We start from the raw sequence: 19530 nt of genomic DNA on the forward strand, positions 1-19530 counted from the left end.
TCCCGACACAGCCGTGTCGGAACTGTTCTTGACCGCCTTACAGCAGTCTTTGTAAATCGTTAAATAGCGCCAAAAAGGTCAGCCCGGCGACCAGGGAAAGCCCAATTTTCTGGCCCACCAGTTGCACTCGCTCGCTGACCGGCTTCCCACGCACAAGCTCGGCAAAATGATACATCAAGTGCCCCCCATCCAAGAGCGGCACGGGCAAAAGATTCAACACGCCAAGGCTAACAGAAACCATGGCCAGAAAAGCAATGAACGGAAGAATACCGAGACTGGATGACTCACCCGCCGCTGCTGCGATGCTCACGGGGCCGCTCAAGTGGGTCCAAGACAGCCCCCCGGTGACCATTTTCACCAAGGCCATCAAAGAAAACACGGAGACTTCCACCATGCGCCCAACGCCTTCGTGAAGCGCGCCGGTCACGCTGACGCTCTTGGAGATGATTTCAGTCTGTGCCCCAAGTGCCATGCCAAGGCGCCCTGTTGCCAAGCCGTCCTTGTTGTTGACTTCCTCGGGTATGGCCTTGATCTGCAAGGGTAAACCGGCCCGCTCAATGTCCAGCACAACTGGCTGACCGGGCTTGGACTGGATGTAGCGCGTCACCTGTGCAGCGGTGTTGATTGCGATGCCGTCCAGCGCCAGCAACACATCCCCGCTGGCCAACCCGGCCCGCTGCGCGGCCGAGCTTTCCGACACATTCCGAACAAGCACCCGGGTTTCATGGGGGGCAAAGCCCGCTTGGCGCCCGAGTTGTGGGCCGAATTCAATCGGGTCCAAGGCTTGATGGCTGACCAGCGCATGTGCCGGTGTTCCAGAGCGTTCAATGTCAAGTTTCAGGTCGCGACCAAACAGTTTGGCCTTCATTACCGACCATTCAATGTCGCCCCAACCTTGAACCGGTGTTCCATTGACTTGCCGAATGACATCACCGCCTTGCAAGCCAGCCATGGCAGCCGGGGTGGACGATTCTGGAGCCGCCACCCGGGTTGAGACCACGGAGGTTTGATTCAGTGACAGCACCGAGTAAAGCAACGCGGCCAGCAAGAGATTGGCCAAAGGCCCGGCCACGACGATGGCCATGCGGTGAAGTACTGGCTTGTGGTTGAAAGCGCCGGACAAATCACCTTCTGTGCCTTGTAGGCTGTCGGGGTCGTTTTCGTCCAGCATACGCACGTAGCCGCCGAGGGGAATCCACGAGACCACCCATTCAACACCGGTCTTTGCGCTGGTCCAACGCAGAATGGGCCGACCAAAACCGATGGAAAACCGAATGACCCGGACGCCGAAGAACCGGGCCACGGCATAGTGACCGTACTCGTGGATGAACACCAAGATGCCCAGGGCCACCAAGAAAGACAACACAGAATTCAACATCGCAAGGCCTTCACACGCGAAACACGACGATCAGGCATGACTGGCACCCCAGGCTTGGGCATGCGCCCTCACCCGCTGGTCCAGATCAAATGCCTCGTCCAGTGTTTGGAGGGTTTCCCCGGCAAATCGTTCCAGACAATGCCCCACCATGCGCACGATGTCGGGGTACTTCAATCCACGGTTCAAGAACAGGTCCACAGCCACTTCATTGGCCGCGTTGAACACAGGCCCCAATGTATCGGCTTTTCGGAGGCTGTCCATGGCCAAGCCCAGCATCGGGAATCGGTTGAGGTCGGGTTCCTCGAAATCCAGCCGGGCGATTTGAGCCAGGTTTAGGCGAGGTGAGCCTGAGGCTATGCGGTCGGGCAGCCCGAGCACATGGGCGATGGGGGTGCGCATGTCTGGGCAACTGAGCTGCGCCAGCATGCTGCCATCCTTGTATTCAACCAGCGAATGCACAATTGATTGCGGGTGAATCAGCACCGACAACCGAGTGTGGTCCAAGCCGAACAACCAGAGTGCTTCAATCAGTTCCAGGCCCTTGTTGGCCATGGTTGCGCTGTCCACGGAGATTTTGGGCCCCATCACCCAATTCGGGTGTGCCACGGCCTGTGCCGGGGTGACCACGCCCAATTCACTCAATGGTTTGGTGCGAAATGGGCCACCACTGGCAGTCAGCACCAAGCGTTCAATACCAAAGGTTTGGGCACGTGCGGCGCTGTAGTCGCTGGGCAAGCATTGGTAGATCGCGTTGTGTTCGGAATCCACGGGCAGCAGTTGAGCCCCAGAGAGCCGACCCGCCTCAATCATGAAGCGGCCTGCAAGCACCAAGGATTCCTTGTTGGCCAGCAACACACGCTTGCCTGCCTGAACCGCCTTCAGCGTGGGGCGAAGGCCCGCCGCGCCAACAATGGCCGCCACCACAGTGTCCACTTCAGGCGAGGCACACAGTTGCTCGAGGTCCGCTTGGCCCAACACTGTTGGGGTGTAACCCAAGGCCTTTGCAAGCTTGGCGCTGCGTTCATCGGCCAACCAGCGGGTATACGCATCATCATCGGCAATGACCAATACTTCAGGTGTGTGGGCCTCGGCCTGCTCATAGAGCCGATCAATATTTCGGCCTGCGACCAAGCCATACACCTTGAAGCGGTCAGGATGCCTGGCCACCACATCCAGCGTGTTGACGCCGATGGTGCCCGTCGAACCCAAAATCAACAGCGATTGAACAGTCACGGCCTTAAACCACCAAACTTTGACCAGCCAGCAGCATCGCCAGCGGCATTACCGGCAATTGCGCATCAATTCGGTCCAACACGCCGCCATGGCCGGGCAGCAAATTGCTGCTGTCCTTCATTCCAGAGGCCCTTTTAAGCAATGATTCGAACAGATCGCCCACCACGCTGAACGCGCTCAACACCACAAGCCAGAGTGTGAACACTATAGGATGCCAATGGGCCATGGTCCGCATCTGCCAGGTTTCATGAAGAATCGGCCAATGCTGTGACGCGGGCACCAGCGCCCAACTAAGAACCACCACACTGAAGGCCCCGCCTATGGCGCCTTCCCAGCTTTTGCCGGGTGAAACCCGTGGGGCCAGTTTTCGACGACCCAGCGTTTTGCCGAAAAAATAGGCAAACACATCAGCAGCAAAGCAGATGGCCAACACGCTCAGCAAGAACACCACGCCCTGCGCCTTGGCCAGCAGCAGAGCCAGGCAGGCTGCACCCACCAACAGCAAACCCAAAGGCAGGTAAAGCGCAGTTGGGCGAATAAGGTCGATCGACACTTGTCGCAGGCACAAAGGTGCCATGACCACCCAGAACACGCCCGACAAGGCCATGATGGGAAAACTTAGCAAGCCACCCTGCCCTGCGGCAATCAGTCCAGCAATCAACGCAGTGGTGAGCAGCGCATACGCCAAGCTGGGCGCCTGTTGCAAGCGTCCAAGCCGCGCCCATTCCCACAAGGCTGCCGCCATGACTGCCGCAACGAACAATTCCCAAGCCAGATCATGGCCCGACAGAAGGATTCCAACAAGTACTGCCAGCAAAACCACTGCCGTAATGACACGGGTTTTCAACATGGGTATGTCTCTAGAGGTGGAGTACGTTCAGTTGGCCGAGGCCCGGTCGGCTTGCGCTGACAGGCCAAGCTGCTCGGAGGTGCGGCCGAACCGACGTTCTCTCTGGTTATAGGACGCAATCGCTTCCATCAGCAAGGGTTTGCCGAAATCGGGCCAATAGCGGTCAGTAAAGTAAAACTCGGTGTAAGCCAGTTGCCAAATCAGAAAATTGGACACCCGCTGCTCGCCTCCAGTGCGAACGAACAGGTCAGGTTCCGGGCAGTCACTCAGGCACAAGTGGGGTTGCAGGTTGGCTTCGGTAATCTGCTCGGGGTGTTGGGCCAACTCAGGGTTCTGTATCAGCATTTGCCGGGTTGCCTGCAGAATGTCCCAACGGCCACCGTAATTGGCCGCAACATTCAAGTTGAACCGGGTGTTGTTTCGCGTCAATTCCTGGGCATAGTCAATGGCGGCGCGCAACTCCGGCTCGAAAGCGGACAAGTCACCGACGATACGAAGGCGAATACCCTCGCTGTGCATCGATTCCAAGTCTTTCCGCAACACCCGGATAAACAGTTTCATCAACAGGGATACTTCCTCGGCCGGGCGACGCCAGTTCTCCGAGGAAAATGCAAACACGGTGAGGTACTCCACCCCCACCTCGGCGCAGGCTTGCACGGTGCGTCGAAGCGCGTCCACGCCCTTTTTGTGGCCAGCCACCCTGGGCAGCAACCGGCTTTTGGCCCAACGTCCATTGCCATCCATCACAATGGCAATGTGCTTGGGAATAGCGCCCGTGGTGGGCACTTCCTGTGTTGAGCTTTTGAAAAGGGCCATGGAGTTCGGTTTACACCGTCATGATTTCAGCTTCTTTGGCCTGCAACACTTGATCGACTTCAGCCACAAATTTGTCGGTCAGTTTCTGAATGTCGTCTTGCGCGCGGCGCTCGTCATCTTCAGAAATCTCTTTGTCCTTCACCAAGCGTTTCAAGGTTTCGTTGGCATCACGACGCAGGTTGCGGATGGCCACTTTGCTCTGCTCGCCTTCGCCTTTGATGAACTTGGTGAGCTCCTTGCGGCGTTCTTCAGTCAATGCAGGCATGGGGACTCGAATGATTTCACCCATGGTGGCGGGGTTCAGGCCAAGGTCTGATTCACGGATGGCTTTCTCAACCGGATTGACCATGTTTTTCTCCCAAGGCTGCACGGTGATGGTGCGGGCGTCCGCCAACTGAATGTTGGCCACTTGGGAAATGGGCACGGGAGAGCCGTAATAATCCACATGAACATGGTCGAGGATGCCAGTGTGTGCCCGCCCTGTCCGAACCTTTTGGAGGTCGGTTTTCAGGGTGTCGATGGACTTGCGCATCTTGTCTTCGGTGGTTTTTCGAATTGTTGCAACACTCATGATTTATCTCTGTTCAATCAATCACATGTGGACCAGTGTACCTTCGTTCTCGCCTGTAACAGCGCGATAGAGGGCCCCTGGCTTATTGATGGAAAACACCCGGATCGGCAGTTTTTGGTCGCGACACAGGGCGAACGCTGTGGCATCCATGACTTCCAGGTTCTTTGAAATGGCTTCATTGAAGCTGATTTGTTCGTAGCGAGTGGCGCTGGGGTCTTTTTTCGGGTCTGCGGTGTAGATGCCGTCCACTTTGGTGGCCTTGAGCACCACCTGTGCACCGATTTCAGAGCCGCGCAAGGCCGCTGCCGTGTCCGTGGTGAAGAATGGGTTGCCGGTTCCAGCGGCGAAGATCACCACTTTGCCCTCTTCCAGATAGCGAATGGCTTTGGGGCGGATGTAAGGTTCAACCACTTGTTCGATGTTCAGTGCGGATTGAACCCGGGCGACAACACCGGCCCGACGGAAGGCATCCTGCAGCGCCAGCGCGTTCATTACGGTGGCCATCATGCCCATGTAGTCAGCGGTGGCGCGGTCCATGCCCGCGGCACCTGGAGCGATGCCCCTGAAAATATTGCCGCCGCCGATGACGACCGCCAATTCAATGCCCATGCGGGACACTTCCGCCACTTCGGCCACCATTCGTTCAATGGTTTCCCGGTTGATGCCGTAGGCATCGTCGCCCATCAGGGCTTCACCTGACAATTTCAACAAAACACGCTTGTATGCAGCCATTCATGCACCTTTTCGGATCATTGTCAGAATTCTATAACGTAAAAAGCACCACGAATAAAACCGGCAAAGAAAAAGGGGGTACTCGCAAGCGAGTACACCCCTTGTGCTCTGGTGCGGCGAATCAGTTGCCCGATGCGGCGGCAGCGGCGGCGGCAGCTTGAGCGGCCACTTCGGCTGCGAAGTCGTTGACTTTCTTCTCAATGCCTTCACCCACGATGAACAGCTGGAAGCTGTGCACGGTGCTGGCCTTGGCTTTGAGCATGGCTTCAACGGTGTGGTCAGGGTCTTTCACGAAAGGCTGTGACAGCAAGGCCACTTCCTTCAGGAACTTCTTCACAGAACCTTCAACCATTTTCTCGGCGATTTCTGCAGGCTTGCCGGATTCGATGGCTTTGGCCTTGGCGACAGAGCGTTCACGGTCGATGTCTTCCTGGGGAACACCGCTTTCATGCAGTGCCTTGGGTTTGGTGGCTGCGATGTGCATGGCCACGTCTTTGCCAACGGTGTCGTCATTGCTGGTGGCATCCACCAGAACGCCGATTTTGCCGCCGTGGATGTAGGACGCCAGACGGCCTTCGGCAGCAACGCGCTTGAAGCGACGAATGGCCATGTTTTCACCGATTTTGCCAACCAGGGCAGCGCGCACGCTGTCTACGGTGCCTTCGCCCAGGGGCAAAGCGCTCAGGGCTTCAACATCGGCAGGGTTGTGTTCAGCAACCAGACGGGCCACGTTGTTCACCAAAGCGATGAAGTCTTCGTTTTTGCCCACAAAGTCGGTTTCGCAGTTCACTTCAACGATGGAGCCCAGTTTGCCAGACGCCTCGATGTACACGGCCACCAGGCCTTCGGCAGTCACACGTGCGGCGGCTTTGCTGGCTTTGGTGCCCAGCTTGACGCGCAGGATTTCTTCCGCTTTTTCCATGTCCCCATCGGCTTCGGTGAGGGCTTTCTTGCATTCCATCATGGGCGCGTCGGTCTTTTCGCGCAGTACTTTCACCATTGCTGCTGTGATTTCAGCCATTGCGTTCTCCTGATTCGGTGTTCAATTTTTGACAAAAAAAAGGGGCGAATGCTCGCCCCTGGCCAAGTGTGGCGGTCGTTTAGGCTTCGCTGGACGCGGGCACTTCAACGAATTCTTCACCGGCCTTGATGGATTCAACCACCTCAGACACAGCCTGGTCGCGGCCGGCCAGCACTGCATCAGCCACGGAGCGGGCGTACAGGCGGATGGCGCGGGCGGAGTCGTCGTTACCAGGCACCACGTAGCTTACGCCAGCGGGTGAGTGGTTGGTGTCAACGATACCTACCACTGGGATACCCAGCTTGTCGGCTTCGGTGATGGCAATTTTGTGGAAACCAACGTCACACACGAAAATTGCGTCGGGCAATGTGGGCATGTCTTTGATGCCGCCGATGGACTGGTTCAGCTTTTCCAGTTCACGTTCGAACATCAGGGCTTCTTTTTTGGACATGCGCTCCAGACCGCCATCGGCGATCACGGCTTCCATGTCCTTCAGGCGCTTGATCGATGTCTTGACCGTCTTGAAGTTGGTCAGCATGCCGCCCAACCAGCGCTGGTCAACGTAAGGCATGCCACAACGCTTCGCTTCTTCAGCGATGATTTCTTTGGCCTGGCGCTTGGTGCACACAAACAGGATGTTGCCGCGGTTGGCGGACAGACGCTGAACGAATTTCAGCGCGTCATCCAGCATGGTGACGGTTTTTTCCAGGTTGATAATGTGAATCTTGTTGCGATGGCCGTAAATGAAGGGGGCCATCTTGGGGTTCCAGAAGCGTGTTTGGTGGCCAAAGTGCACACCCGCTTCCAGCATTTCGCGCATAGAAACTGCCATGGTTATCTCCGGTAGACAGGGTTTGTTCACAACCTGCGCTGGGCCACACCCGGGATTGGATGAAGCACCCTGTCGCACAGGTCGCCGATTTGCCCGGCTGCAACCTTCTTGGCCCCCTTTGTTCGTGCTCGGCATGCCAAGCTGGCGGGGTAAAAAAGGCTTTCAACGCGGACAGCCCGAGATTATACTCAGGAAAGTGATGAAAGCTCAAGAAGGAATTGCAAGCGCTGTATGACTATTGTGATCAAAACCGCCGATGACGTCGCCAAGATGCGCGTTGCGGGCCGACTGGCCTCTGAAGTACTCGATTTTATTGGCCCCCATGTGCAGGCTGGGGTGACCACCGAGGAGTTGGACAGGCTTTGCCATGATTACATGGTCAACGTGCAGGGCACCGTACCCGCCCCCTTGAATTATTGCCCGCCCGGCTACACGCCCTACCCCAAGTCCATTTGTACATCGGTGAATCACCAGATTTGCCATGGGGTGCCGGGGCCCAAAAAGCTCAAAAACGGCGACATCATCAACATCGACATCACAGTCATCAAAGATGGTTACCACGGGGACACCAGCCGTATGTTTATTGTCGGCGAGGGTTCGGTGGCGGCGCGCCGTTTGTGCCAGATCACTTATGAAGCCATGTGGCTGGGTATTGAACAGGTTCGCCCCGGCGCCACACTGGGCGATGTTGGGCACGCCATTCAGCAGTTTGCCGAAGGTTTTGGTTATTCCGTGGTCCGCGAGTTTTGCGGGCATGGCATTGGCACCAAGTTCCATGAAGAGCCCCAGGTGTTGCATTACGGCCGACCAGGGACGGGTGTTCGCCTAGAGGCCGGCATGATTTTCACCATTGAGCCCATGTTGAACGCGGGGCGTCGTGAAATCAAGGAAATGCCGGATGGTTGGACCATTGTGACCAAGGACCACAGCCTGTCAGCCCAGTGGGAGCACACTGTGCTGGTGACCGAAGACGGCTTTGAGGTGCTGACCTTGTCAGAAGGCTCGCCGGCGCGACCGGCGCTAAAGACCGCCGCAGCGTGACTGACCAAGCCCCGAATTCGGGGCTTTTTCTTTAGAATCGAGCTATTAAACAACAATTCAAAACCAATCAGGGAAGACCAGTGAGTGCCACGCTGAACGATCTGCGACTGCGCATCAAGCAGGACATCAACGTACAATCCGCAGCCTGGCTGACCCCCATGACTTTTGAAAGTCGCTTGACTGATGTTGAGGCGGCCCTTAAAAGAAGGAGCCAAGCCGTTGATTCTGCGCTGAAAGCACTGTGGCTAGGGTTGGAGATGCCCTCGAGCTATGCCTTGGTTGCTGTGGGTGGATATGGTCGAGGCGAGTTGTTTCCCTATTCCGACGTGGATGTGCTGGTACTTCTAGATGCGGAGCCTACACCGGCAGACATCGAAAAGCTGGAAGAATTCTGCGGGTCAGGTTGGGACATTGGGCTGGAAATCGGGCATAGCGTCAGAACCTTGCCGCAATGTGCTGAGGAAGCACACAAAGACATCACGGTTCAGACTGCGTTGGTAGAATCGCGCTTTCTAATTGGAAATCTACAGTTATTCAATGCATTAGAAGCTGAACTTAAAAAGCAGCTTGATGTAAAAACATTCTTTCGAAAAAAGACACTGGAGCTGCGCCAGCGCCATGCCAAGTATCAAGAAACGCCATACAGCCTTGAACCCAATTGCAAGGAAAGCCCAGGTGGTTTGCGGGACTTGCATGTGATTTTGTGGGTGGCCCGAGCCGCTGGACTGGGTAACACTTGGGCCGAGATGGCCATTCAAGGCCTGATCACACCTTTTGAAGCTGCCAAGCTTCGAAACAATGAGCGTATTCTCAAGCGGATACGCTATCAACTTCACGTGGTTACCAAACGCCGGGAAGACCGTTTGGTTTACGACGTACAAACCCAGGTGGCGGAGTCTCTCGGATACGCGGCCACTGTGGTGAAGCGGTCCAGCGAACAATTGATGCAGCGCTATTACTTGGCTGCCAAGGCGGTGAGCCTGCTGAACACCATTTTGCTGCAAAACATTGAAATTGCGATTTTTGGGGCGAATCCTGAGGTTACCCCCATTGATGATGAGTTTCAGGAAGCGGATGGCTTGCTGGATATTCGCCATGATCGGGTATTCAGTGAAAACCCATCCGCCATGCTTCGCTGTTTTTTGGTCAAGCAACAGAACCCCGCCCTCAAGGGCATGAGTGCGCGCCTGTTGCGCCAGTTGTGGCATGACCGGGTGCGAATTAACAGCGAGTTTCGAGAGAACCCGGCCAACAAGGCCCTGTTTCTGGAGATTTTCAAGCAACCACAAGGCATCGTTCATGAACTCAGGCGCATGAATGAGACCAGTGTGCTTGGCCGTTACTTGCCGGTGTTTCGCAAAGTGGTTGGCCAAATGCAGCATGATCTGTTTCATGTCTACACCGTGGACCAGCACACCATGCAGGTGGTGCGGAATATTCGGCGCTTCACCATGCCGGAGCATGCGCATGAATACCCTTTCTGCAGCCAATTGATGGCGGGCTTTGACAACCATTGGCTGTTGTACATTGCCGCCCTCTTCCATGACATCGCCAAGGGCCGCGGTGGCGACCACAGCAGCCTGGGCGAAGTGGATGCACGTCGGTTCTGTGTAGACCATGGTTTGGATGATGAAAGCACTGACTTGGTGGCTTTTCTGGTGCGTCAACACCTCACGATGTCCAACACAGCGCAGAAAAAGGACCTGTCCGACATTGATGTGCTCAAGGAGTTTGCCGAGGTGGTTCAGACCCCACGGCGCCTGACTGCCCTGTATCTGCTGACGGTGGCCGACATCCGCGGCACCAGCCCCAAGGTGTGGAATGCGTGGAAAGGCAAGCTGCTTGAGGACCTGTACCGCTACACCATGAAGCTGCTGGGCGGTGAAACCCCGAACCGCAACCAGATGTTGCTGGACCAACAGGCCGAGGCGCGGCGGCTGCTTCGCTTGTATGCACTGGCTGACGATGTACAAGACCCGTTGTGGAAACAACTGGATGTCTCTTACTTCCTCAGGCAAGGCCCCAGCGACATTGCCTGGCACACGCGTCACCTGTACTGGCGTGTGAATTCGGAACACCCTGTGGTGAAGGTGCGTGCCTCGCACTTGGGTGAAGGGCTTGAAGTGCTGGTTTACACGCCGGATGAGGCTGACCTGTTTGCGCGCATTTGTGGTTATTTTGACCAGAAAAGCTTGAGCATTCTGGATGCCAAGATTCACACCACAGCCCACGGCTATGCCTTGGACTCATTTCTCATTCAGCACGACAACGGTGACCCGTTTTTTCGGGACATGTTTTCCATCATTGAAGCTGAGTTGCAAGAGCGCCTGTTGGCGCGAGCACCGCTGGAAGAGCCAGTTTTAGGCAGAATTTCGCGCCAATCGAAACATTTCCCCATTCGCCCAGCGGTCAGCCTGATGCCCGATGAAAAGGGCAACCAATACTTGCTGAGCGTTTCAGCCACAGACCGCACCGGCCTGCTGTATTCGGTCACCAAATTGCTGGCCAAGTACAAGGTGAACGTTCAGACGGCGAAAATCATGACCCTGGGCGGGCGGGCTGAAGACACGTTTCTGGTCAACGGGCAGTCCCTTAACTCGCAAAAGCTGCAGATTCAGCTCGAAAGCGATTTGCTGGAACTGCTGTCGATTTAAACCAGGAGTCGGGCCAAGCTCACTGTTGGTCCAGTTGAACCAGCGACTTCACAATCGCCATCACCCTGCCCATACCGTCTTGCACGGTTTTGGCAATCTGTGCGTGGGAGATGGCTTGCTGGCTGTCTCCTGTCCCTGCGGCGTGGTTCACCACAAGTGCCAGATGGGCGTAAGGCAATTCAAGTTCGCGCGCCAACACCGCTTCGGGCATGCCTGTCATGCCGACGATGTCTGATCCGTCTCGGGCCAGCCGTTTGACTTCAGCCGCTGTTTCCAAGCGCGGGCCTTGGGTGCACGCATAACAGCCACCCTGCACCACCGATTCGCCCACCGCGTCGGCCGCCTGAATCAGTTGCTTGCGCAAACCATCGTCGTAAGGCCAGGTGAAATCGATGTGTTGAACCGCAACCTCATCGCCTTCAAAGAAAGTGAGGGCACGGCCGTGGGTGTAGTCAATGATCTGATCCGGAATGACCAAGGTGCCGGGCCCAAGGTCGGCGCGGATGCCACCGACCGAGGCAACAGACACGATGCCGTCAATGCCCAGTTCATTGAGCGCCCATAAATTGGCCCTGTAGTTGATCTCGTGAGGCGCCAAGGTGTGGCCGTATCCATGGCGAGCCAGAAAAACCACTTCCTGGCCGGCCAGACGGCCAATCAACAAGGCACCGGATGGCTCGCCATAGGGGGTGCGTTGGACCTGTCTGCGCAGAATTTCGAACTCTGGCAACTGGCTTAAACCGCTGCCGCCTATGACTGCATACATCGCATCAGCCTCGCTTGCTCAGGTACTCGGCAAATTCCGCACTGACTTCCGGGTGTTTCAAGCCCAGTTCCACCGTGGCTTTCAGGTAGCCCAGCTTGGAACCGCAATCAAAACGTTGTCCGTCAAAGCGATATGCCAGCACAGGTTGTTCTTGCAACAAAGACGCAATGCCGTCGGTCAATTGAATTTCACCGCCAGCACCACGGCCGGTTTTGCGAATCTCCGTGAAAATCTGGGATGTCAGCACATACCGGCCAACCACGGCGAGGTTTGTGGGCGCATCTTTCGGATCGGGTTTTTCGACAATGGCATTGACCCGCTCGGATTTCGCATTCCAGGGTGTGCTTGAGACGATACCGTAGGACTTGGTGTCTTCAAGGGGCACTTCCTGTACTGCCAGAATGCTCGCATGTTCACGTTCGAAAATCTTCACCATTTGGTGGGTGACTGAGGCGGTACCTGCGTTCACATCCATCAAGTCGTCCGCCAGCAGCACTGCAAAAGGCTCCGGACCCACCACAGGTTCGGCGCACAACACCGCGTGGCCCAAGCCCAGGGGTTCCATTTGGCGAATGTAAATGCAGTTCACATGGCTGGGCACGATGTTCTTGACCACTTCCAGCAATGCCTTTTTGCCGCGTGCTTGCAGTTCAGCCTCAAGCTCGTACGCTTTGTCGAAATGGTCTTCGATTGAGCGTTTGCTTCGGCCTGTGATGAACACCAGTTCAGTGATGCCCGCTTCAAGGGCTTCTTCCACCGCGTATTGAATCAGTGGCTTGTCCACCACGGGCATCATTTCCTTGGGGCTGGCTTTGGTTGCCGGCAGGAACCGGGTGCCCATACCCGCCACAGGGAACACCGCTTTACGTACTTTGGCCATGTTGATGCGCTCCAGTATCTTCGTTAATTGAAATGGTTTGATTTACAGCAATTGGTTGAATTCGTCTTCGTCCAGAATACGCACGCCGAGGCTTTGCGCTTTCTCCAGCTTGCTGCCTGCGGCAGCACCGGCCAGGACGAAGTCGGTCTTTTTGGACACTGACCCCGATACTTTGCCTCCGCGCTCGAGAATCAATTGACTGGCTTCGTCGCGACCCAGCCCGCTGAGGGTGCCGGTCAGCACAAAGGTACGCCCGAAAAATGGGTGTGAGGCATCCAGCTCAAAGACAGGCTTTTCTTCAGACCAGGCTACGCCCAACTCTAGCAAGTGTTGTACCACTTGCCGGTTGGCCGACACTTGAAAAAACTCCCAGATGGACTGCGCCACCACAGGGCCCACGTCGTTGACTTCCAGCAATTGCTCTACCGTGGCATCCATGAGTGCCTGGATACCGCCGAAATGCTGCGCCAAGTCGCGGGCGGTTGATTCACCAACATGCCGTATGCCCAGTGCAAACAGAAAACGCCCCAAACTGGTTTGCTTTGATTTTTCAATGCTGCTCAACAAGTTAGACACTGACTTGTCGCCCAAACGCTCCAGGCCCAACAGCATGTCGGCGTTTAAACGGTACAAGTCGGCCGGCGTACTCACCATGCCTTTGTCCACCAATGTTTCAATCAGTTTGGTCCCCAAGCCTTCAACATCCATGGCTTTGCGGGAGGCAAAATGAATCAAGGATTGGGTCAGTTGCGCGCGGCAAATCAGCCCGCCCGTGCAACGGTGTATGGCTTCCCCTTCTTCCTTCACCACTGGGGACGAGCACACCGGGCAGTGCTGGGGCATGTCAAAAGGCACTTCGGTGGTGCGTACATTGCCGCTAAAGGGCAGTACTTCGGGAATCACATCGCCTGCGCGGCGAACCAGTACCTGGTCACCAATCTGCAAACCTTTGCGGCGAATTTCGTCGAGGTTATGCAAGGTGGCTGATGACACCACAACGCCGCCAACCTTCACCGGTTCCAGTTTCGCCACAGGTGTTAAGGACCCTGTTCGGCCCACTTGAATGTCGATGCCAATCAGGCGACTGAGTACCTCATCGGGCGGGAATTTGTGCGCAATTGCAAACCGGGGCGCTTTGGCCACAAAGCCAAGCTGGTCCTGAATGGAGAACTCATCAACCTTGTAAACAACGCCGTCGATTTCGAAGGGCAATGATTGGCGTTGCTGACCGATGCTGCGGTAGTAGTCGAGCAGGCCGTCCACGCCAGTCACGGTGACAGCATGATCACTGACTGGCAAGCCCAACGATTTAAGCCAAGCTATCAGGGCTGAATGCGACTTCAACCGAGCCTGTTGCTCTCGATTGAGCACGGCCCCGTAACAGAAAAAACGCAATGGCCGTGCGGCAGCAATGCGCGGGTCTAATTGCCGCACAGTACCCGCAGAGGCATTTCGCGGGTTGGCGAACACTTTGAGGCCCTGCTCCGCCTGCCTTTGATTCATGGCCGCGAAATCGCTTTTGTACATGAGGATTTCACCGCGCACCTCAAGCGTGTCGGGCACTGAATCACCGCGCAGCTTCATGGGCAGGTTACGGATGGTCCGCACATTGGCGGTGACATCCTCCCCAACACTGCCGTCGCCGCGTGTAACTGCTTGAGTAAACTGACCGTTGGTGTACAGCAAACTGATGGCAAGCCCATCAAATTTGGGGTCAATCGAGTAATTGATTGAGGTGCCCATCGGCAGTTCGGCAAGCTCATGCACACGCCGGTCGAAGGCTTGTACATCGGCCTCATCGAATGCGTTATTCAGCGACAGCATGGGGGCTCGGTGAGCCACTTGATCAAAACCCTCAACGGGTTTGTCACCAACCCGCTGGGTTGGTGAATCAGGGAAGACGAGTTCAGGGTGCGCCGCTTCCAGGGTCAACAGTTCCCGGTACCAACGGTCATACTCGGAATCAGGCACGGTGGGCTCATCGAGCACGTAGTAAGCGTGGGCCCACACGTTTAACTGGTCGACCAGTTCCCGAACACGCGCAGAAGGTTGCAGTTCAACCCCACCCGCTCCATTGGGGGCTTGGGGTTGAGGCTCGCCACTGCCGAACAAATCGATTTGCATGGTGGACGCGGGCCAGCCGGTCAGGAAAACAGGGTGCGGGCAACCTCTTCGCCCGGCTTGAAGCCTGAGTCCGTCAGGTTCCTCACACGATCAATCAGCTGGGTGTAAATACCCTCAATGGCCTGGGTGTTGAGGGTGCGGCCGGAGTCGTCCATCAACGGGGCGCCGTAATCGGTATTGAAACCGTGGCACACCGTCACGACTTCACTGAGTGATTTCACAGGGTCGGCACTGGCAGGCACATCAATGTTAAAACTCAGCAGGCGTTTGCCCGGGGCATTGTGAACCACCATGGTGGCCAGCGGGCCGCTTTCGTCGGTCAATTCCCAATGGTGACCAGCCTGTACCCAACCTGCTTTGCTGAGCGCTTGTTGCAAATCGGCTTCAGGAATGTCGTCTGCCACCAAGCAATGCAAGCCCAGCAGGGTGTCCAAAGCTGCGGCGGCTTGGTCCAGCGTCTCAGCTTTCGAGACGATGTCTTTCATCTCTGGAAACTCGACTTCGCCTCCCCGGTCTTCGGCGAAGCGGCGAAGTTTGCTCAGCACCTCTGAAAACTCAATGGTTGTCAAAGGGCCTTTGCGGTTGGCCAGTTGAACGCTGACGCGGAGTGCGTTGGCCATGCCCTTGAAGGGCGAATGTTTGAACCAAAGGGCATCCTGCTCGGAGTCGTTGGGGACGATTCCAGCACTGTACACAATTCGCTTTTTGTTGATTTGATTGAAGCTGGCACACAGCGCATGCCAGCAGTTTTCATCTTGAGGCTCGTCAAACCGAATGATGAAATCAACGAAGAGCCGGCGGTCCAGCGCTGGCGCCATCTCGTTGGCCAGCGTAGGGTCTGCTGCATCGCCCTGCCGTGGGTCTTCGTCGGTTGCAGGCTCATCCAGTGAGCCTGAGACAAGAATCGGTTCGGACCGTGATTTTTGAACACCGCCGCCCAGCAGCGGGTCTTCGATGTTGTCGCCAAATCGTTCGCTGGCTTGCTTGCGCAGGCGATGGTCTTGCCACCAGTTGTACGCAATCATGGCGATGATGCCGCCGCCACCCACCAACAACAGGGTCATTTGAAGGTCATTCATACGGTTTCAGATGCCATTTTTTCAGCAGCAGCCAAGTCAACGGCCACAATGCGGGAAACGCCTTTCTCCTGCATGGTGACACCAATCAACTGCTCCGCCATTTCCATGGCGATTTTGTTGTGGGAAATGAACAGAAACTGGGTCTGTTCAGACATTTGACGCACGAGGTTGGAGAATCGTTCCGTGTTGGCGTCGTCCAGCGGTGCGTCAACCTCGTCCAGCAAGCAGAACGGGGCCGGGTTCAATTCAAAAATCGCAAACACCAATGCGGTGGCAGTCAACGCTTTTTCGCCACCCGACAGCAGGTGGATGGTGCCGTTTTTCTTGCCGGGTGGTTGGGCAAACACCTGAACGCCAGCGTCAAGAATTTCATCGCCGGTCATCACCAAGCGGGCCTCGCCGCCCCCAAACAATTTGGGGAACAATCGGCTGAAATGGCTATTCACCACATTGAAGGTTTCTTGCAACAGGTCGCGGGTTTCCTTGTCGATGCGGCGGATGGCATCTTCCAGCGTGGTCATGGCTTCAATCAGGTCGTCAGCCTGCTGGTCAAGGAAGGTTTTTCGCTCGGTGGCCGCAGACAGTTCCTCCAGCGCGGCCAGGTTAACAGCGCCCAAGTCTTGCATGCTGTTGTTCAAGCGGGTGACTTCGGCCTGAAGCACAGACACCTTGAACGGAATTTCCATGGCCTGGAGCTCCCGGGTGACCGCTTCAACATCGGCCTGAACCTCGTCCAGTTGAGTCTGGTATTGCTCGATGGTCATTTCTGCAGCCTGCACCTTCAGGGCCCATTCCTGAATCTGGGCGCGCAGGGGTTCGGCTTGCTGATCGCTCTCTTTTTCCTGACGCTCCAGTGCAGACACTTTGCCCATGATTTGCTCGAGGGCATCGCGGGACACCGCCACTTTCTCCTCAGCAATCACCCGGTCTTCCAGGGCCAGTTGCAAAGCGTCTTGGGCTTCCTGTTCGGACAGGGTTGCCATTTCCTGCGTCGCGGCCGCTTGCCGTTGCATCAGTGCACTCAACTGGCTTTTGGCGAAGGCAATGTCACGTTCGCACTCTTGGGTGCGGGACGCTTGGTTGCGAATGTCGAATTCGGCATCCTGTTTTTTGCGCAAGGCCGCCTGCACCTGAAGCTGACGGTCCCTGAGCCCTTGTTCAGCATCGGTTACTTTGTCTTTCAGGGCCTCCAGCGCATCGCTGGCCGTGGCCAGTTGTTCGTCCAGCGCGGCGTATCGGTCTTCTGATTCCAAAAGAATGGCGCGCTGCTCTTCCAGTTCCGATTGAAGCACTGCATAGTCCAGTTCAATCTGCTCGCGCCGACTGTTGGCGCGGCTTTCAAGCTCCTGCAGGCGGATCAACTGAACCTGCGCTTCGTGCTGGCGGCGCGTCAGGCTTTCAACCTGCTGGCGGGCTTGGGTGACCGCTGCTTTCAGCTCATTAACCTTCAACTGAAGGTGGTCCCTCTTGCCCTGAGATTCATTCTTCAGCATGTCCAAGGCGCGCAGCTCTGTTCGCAGTGCGTCGATTTGCTGTTGGCGCTCCAGCCGGCCAGCTTGCGCATTTTCTGCTGCATAGAAGCTGACTGAAGTTGCCGTCACGCAGTGCCCTTGGGGGGTGAACAGCTTTTGCCCTGGTTGAAGACTGCGCCGCTTGCCGATGGCTGTTTGCAGGTCGGGCGCCATCAATGCGCCGGCCAACAAACGACAGACCGCCTGATGGCTGGCTTTGTCCGGGGACTTGACCACACTGGACAGGTCATCTGGCCCCACGGGAAGATCTGGCCCGGTATCGTGGCCCGATTCAAGAAATGACACGCGGCTGGGGGGCGGACGGTTGGCGAAACCGGTCACCATGTCCAGTGACCTGACCTGAAAGCTGTCCAACGCTTCCCTTAAAGCAGACTCGAGTGCCCTCTCCCAACCACGCTCCACTTGAATGCGGTCCAGCAGCCTGGGCGTGCCTTGAAGCCCACTGGCCTCGACCCAGGGTTTGAGCTCCTGGCTTTCCATCACTTGCTGGTTCAACTGCTCCAGCGCGTTGAGCTGTGCTTGCGCATTGGCGTGTTTGTCGCGTTCAGTGTTGAAGGCGGTTTGAACCTGCTCAAGCTGGGCTTGGACATCGCCCAAGTTGTCTTCTTGAACCGCCAGGTGGCCTTGGGCCTCTTCAAGGTCGAGCTTCAAGCCATCGACACGGCTGGTCAAGTCCTGCAATTCGGCGCTGGAGGGGGCTGAAATCTGCTTTTTCTCAGTGTCAAGGCGCTCCAGTTTGGTTTGTATGCCCGCCTCCGCCCGGCTGGCGGATTCCTGTTGCGACGACACCAAGCTCAGTTCGCGCTGGATGTTTTGAACAACACCACGCTGCTGATCAACACGTTCGCGGGCCTGCCCCAACAGTTCTTCGGCCGGCAGCACGGCCATTTCGGCCTCTTCCATCGCAATGGTCAGTTCTTCGAGCAGTGCTTTTTGGTCTTCGACCCCGGCAGACAGAGACTCCAAGCGCATGAGCGCCTCTTCCTCCCGGTCCTTCCAGGACGTGACTTCCAAAGCCAGTTCAGCCAAACGGGCCGACAAGCGGCTGCGGCTTTCTGCCATCACCCGGATATCCGCCTCAAGGCGACTGACTTCGCGATTAGACTCAATCCACTGGGACTGGTCATTCTCCAACTGCTGCTGCGCGTCAATCTGTTGGCTGCGCAAGGTGAACAACTCAGTTTGTGTGCTGACGGATTTGGCTTGAATCTGTTCCAGGTCAGCTTTGGCGCGCTCCATTCGGGCGCGGCCATTGTTCTGTTGTTCACGCGCCTCGTTCAGGCGCATCGTCCACAGGTATCGCTGTTTGAGATTGCGGTTTTCTTCCAGTTCTTTGTATTGGCGGGCGACAGTCGCCTGCTGTTCAAGCCGTTCAATTTGCGAGCCCAATTCGCGGCGAATATCCTCAACCCGTGTCAGGTTGTCGTGCGTGTCTTGCAGGCGGTTGCTGGTCTCGCGTCGTCGTTCCTTGTATTTGGACACCCCTGCGGCTTCTTCCAGAAACACCCGCAGTTCTTCAGGGCGCGCCTCGATCAGGCGGGCGATCATGCCCTGCCCGATGATGGCGTAGGCCCTGGGGCCAAGACCGGTGCCCAGAAAGATGTCCTGAACATCGCGCCGCCGAACAGCTTGCTGGTTGATGTAGTAAGTGGATTGGCCATCTCGGGTCAACACCCGCTTAACGGAAATCTCTGCGTACTGGTTCCAGCTACCGCCAGCCCGGCCCTCTGTATTGTCAAACACCAACTCCACACTGGCCCGTGATGCGGGCTTGCGGTTGGTGGAGCCGTTGAAGATCACGTCCTGCATGGATTCGCCACGCAGTTCAGAAGCCTTGGATTCGCCCAGCACCCAACGAACAGCATCGATGATGTTCGATTTGCCACAACCGTTGGGGCCTACAACGCCCACCAGATTGCTGGGCACGGCGAAGGACGTGGGCTCCACAAAAGATTTGAAACCGGCAAGTCGAATGTGGGTTAGGCGCACGATGCTTGGAAATGTGGTGGATAGAACGAATA

At 56.5% G+C, this 19530-nt stretch carries 14 protein-coding genes and 1 pseudogene; 2 read left to right on the top strand and 13 right to left on the bottom strand.

The window, feature by feature from the left end; all coding sequences use genetic code 11:
- Positions 1-37: 37 nt before the first annotated feature.
- The 8 genes from rseP to rpsB all read right to left on the bottom strand — a co-directional run bounded on the left by rseP (position 38) and on the right by rpsB (position 7433).
- Positions 38-1378: an RIP metalloprotease RseP gene (gene rseP / locus ACK4FF_RS04700; RefSeq protein WP_409705191.1), complete on the bottom strand. Its 1341-nt coding sequence runs from the start codon at positions 1376-1378 to the stop codon at positions 38-40.
- Positions 1379-1408: 30 nt separating this feature from the next.
- Positions 1409-2611, bottom strand: a complete 1203-nt coding sequence (gene dxr, locus ACK4FF_RS04705) for a 1-deoxy-D-xylulose-5-phosphate reductoisomerase (protein WP_409705194.1) — start codon at positions 2609-2611, stop codon at positions 1409-1411.
- A 4-nt stretch (positions 2612-2615) separates the two neighbouring features.
- Positions 2616-3461 carry a phosphatidate cytidylyltransferase gene (locus tag ACK4FF_RS04710; protein WP_409705197.1) on the bottom strand — a complete coding sequence of 282 codons (846 nt, stop codon included), beginning with the start codon at positions 3459-3461 and terminating at the stop codon, positions 2616-2618.
- 27 nt (positions 3462-3488) lie between these two features.
- Entirely contained in the window at positions 3489-4277 is a 789-nt protein-coding gene (uppS, locus tag ACK4FF_RS04715; protein WP_409705200.1) for a polyprenyl diphosphate synthase, read from the bottom strand.
- Positions 4278-4287: 10 nt separating this feature from the next.
- Positions 4288-4848, bottom strand: coding sequence for a ribosome recycling factor (gene frr, locus ACK4FF_RS04720; protein WP_409705203.1), 561 nt, complete (start codon positions 4846-4848; stop codon positions 4288-4290).
- 21 nt (positions 4849-4869) lie between these two features.
- Entirely contained in the window at positions 4870-5580 is a 711-nt protein-coding gene (gene pyrH, locus ACK4FF_RS04725; RefSeq protein ID WP_409705206.1) for a UMP kinase, read from the bottom strand.
- Positions 5581-5701: 121 nt separating this feature from the next.
- The gene (gene tsf / locus ACK4FF_RS04730; RefSeq protein WP_409705209.1) at positions 5702-6601 is read right to left on the bottom strand and encodes a translation elongation factor Ts; all 900 of its coding nucleotides are present in this window, start codon (positions 6599-6601) and stop codon (positions 5702-5704) included.
- A 79-nt stretch (positions 6602-6680) separates the two neighbouring features.
- Positions 6681-7433 (bottom strand): 30S ribosomal protein S2, encoded by a 753-nt coding sequence (gene rpsB / locus ACK4FF_RS04735; RefSeq protein WP_409705212.1) that lies wholly within the window; start codon positions 7431-7433, stop codon positions 6681-6683.
- Positions 7434-7631: 198 nt separating this feature from the next.
- Between rpsB and map the strand changes: the two are divergent.
- Positions 7632-8474: pseudogene (gene map, locus ACK4FF_RS04740) on the top strand (type I methionyl aminopeptidase); the annotation flags it as partial.
- A gap of 158 nt (positions 8475-8632) precedes the next feature.
- On the top strand, positions 8633-11128 hold the full coding sequence (locus tag ACK4FF_RS04745; protein ID WP_409706563.1) for a [protein-PII] uridylyltransferase: 2496 nt from the start codon (positions 8633-8635) through the stop codon (positions 11126-11128).
- A gap of 19 nt (positions 11129-11147) precedes the next feature.
- On the opposite strand, the gene ACK4FF_RS04750 is transcribed toward ACK4FF_RS04745, so the two are convergent.
- The 5 genes from ACK4FF_RS04750 to smc are packed head-to-tail and all read right to left on the bottom strand — an operon-like array spanning position 11148 to position 19498.
- Entirely contained in the window at positions 11148-11894 is a 747-nt protein-coding gene (locus ACK4FF_RS04750; protein WP_409705215.1) for an S-methyl-5'-thioinosine phosphorylase, read from the bottom strand.
- 4 nt (positions 11895-11898) lie between these two features.
- Entirely contained in the window at positions 11899-12774 is an 876-nt protein-coding gene (gene galU / locus ACK4FF_RS04755) for a UTP--glucose-1-phosphate uridylyltransferase GalU (protein WP_409705218.1), read from the bottom strand.
- Between the two features lie 42 nt (positions 12775-12816).
- Complete coding sequence (ligA, locus tag ACK4FF_RS04760) at positions 12817-14898, bottom strand: NAD-dependent DNA ligase LigA (RefSeq protein WP_409705221.1); 2082 nt, start codon at positions 14896-14898, stop codon at positions 12817-12819.
- A gap of 20 nt (positions 14899-14918) precedes the next feature.
- Complete coding sequence (locus ACK4FF_RS04765; protein WP_409705224.1) at positions 14919-15977, bottom strand: hypothetical protein; 1059 nt, start codon at positions 15975-15977, stop codon at positions 14919-14921.
- Complete coding sequence (gene smc / locus ACK4FF_RS04770; RefSeq protein ID WP_409705227.1) at positions 15974-19498, bottom strand: chromosome segregation protein SMC; 3525 nt, start codon at positions 19496-19498, stop codon at positions 15974-15976. The genes ACK4FF_RS04765 and smc overlap by 4 nt, the downstream gene beginning before the upstream one ends.
- Positions 19499-19530 lie beyond the last annotated feature (32 nt).

The sequence above is a fragment of the Limnobacter sp. genome (assembly GCF_046297615.1).
In the GTDB taxonomy this organism is placed as follows: domain Bacteria; phylum Pseudomonadota; class Gammaproteobacteria; order Burkholderiales; family Burkholderiaceae_B; genus Limnobacter.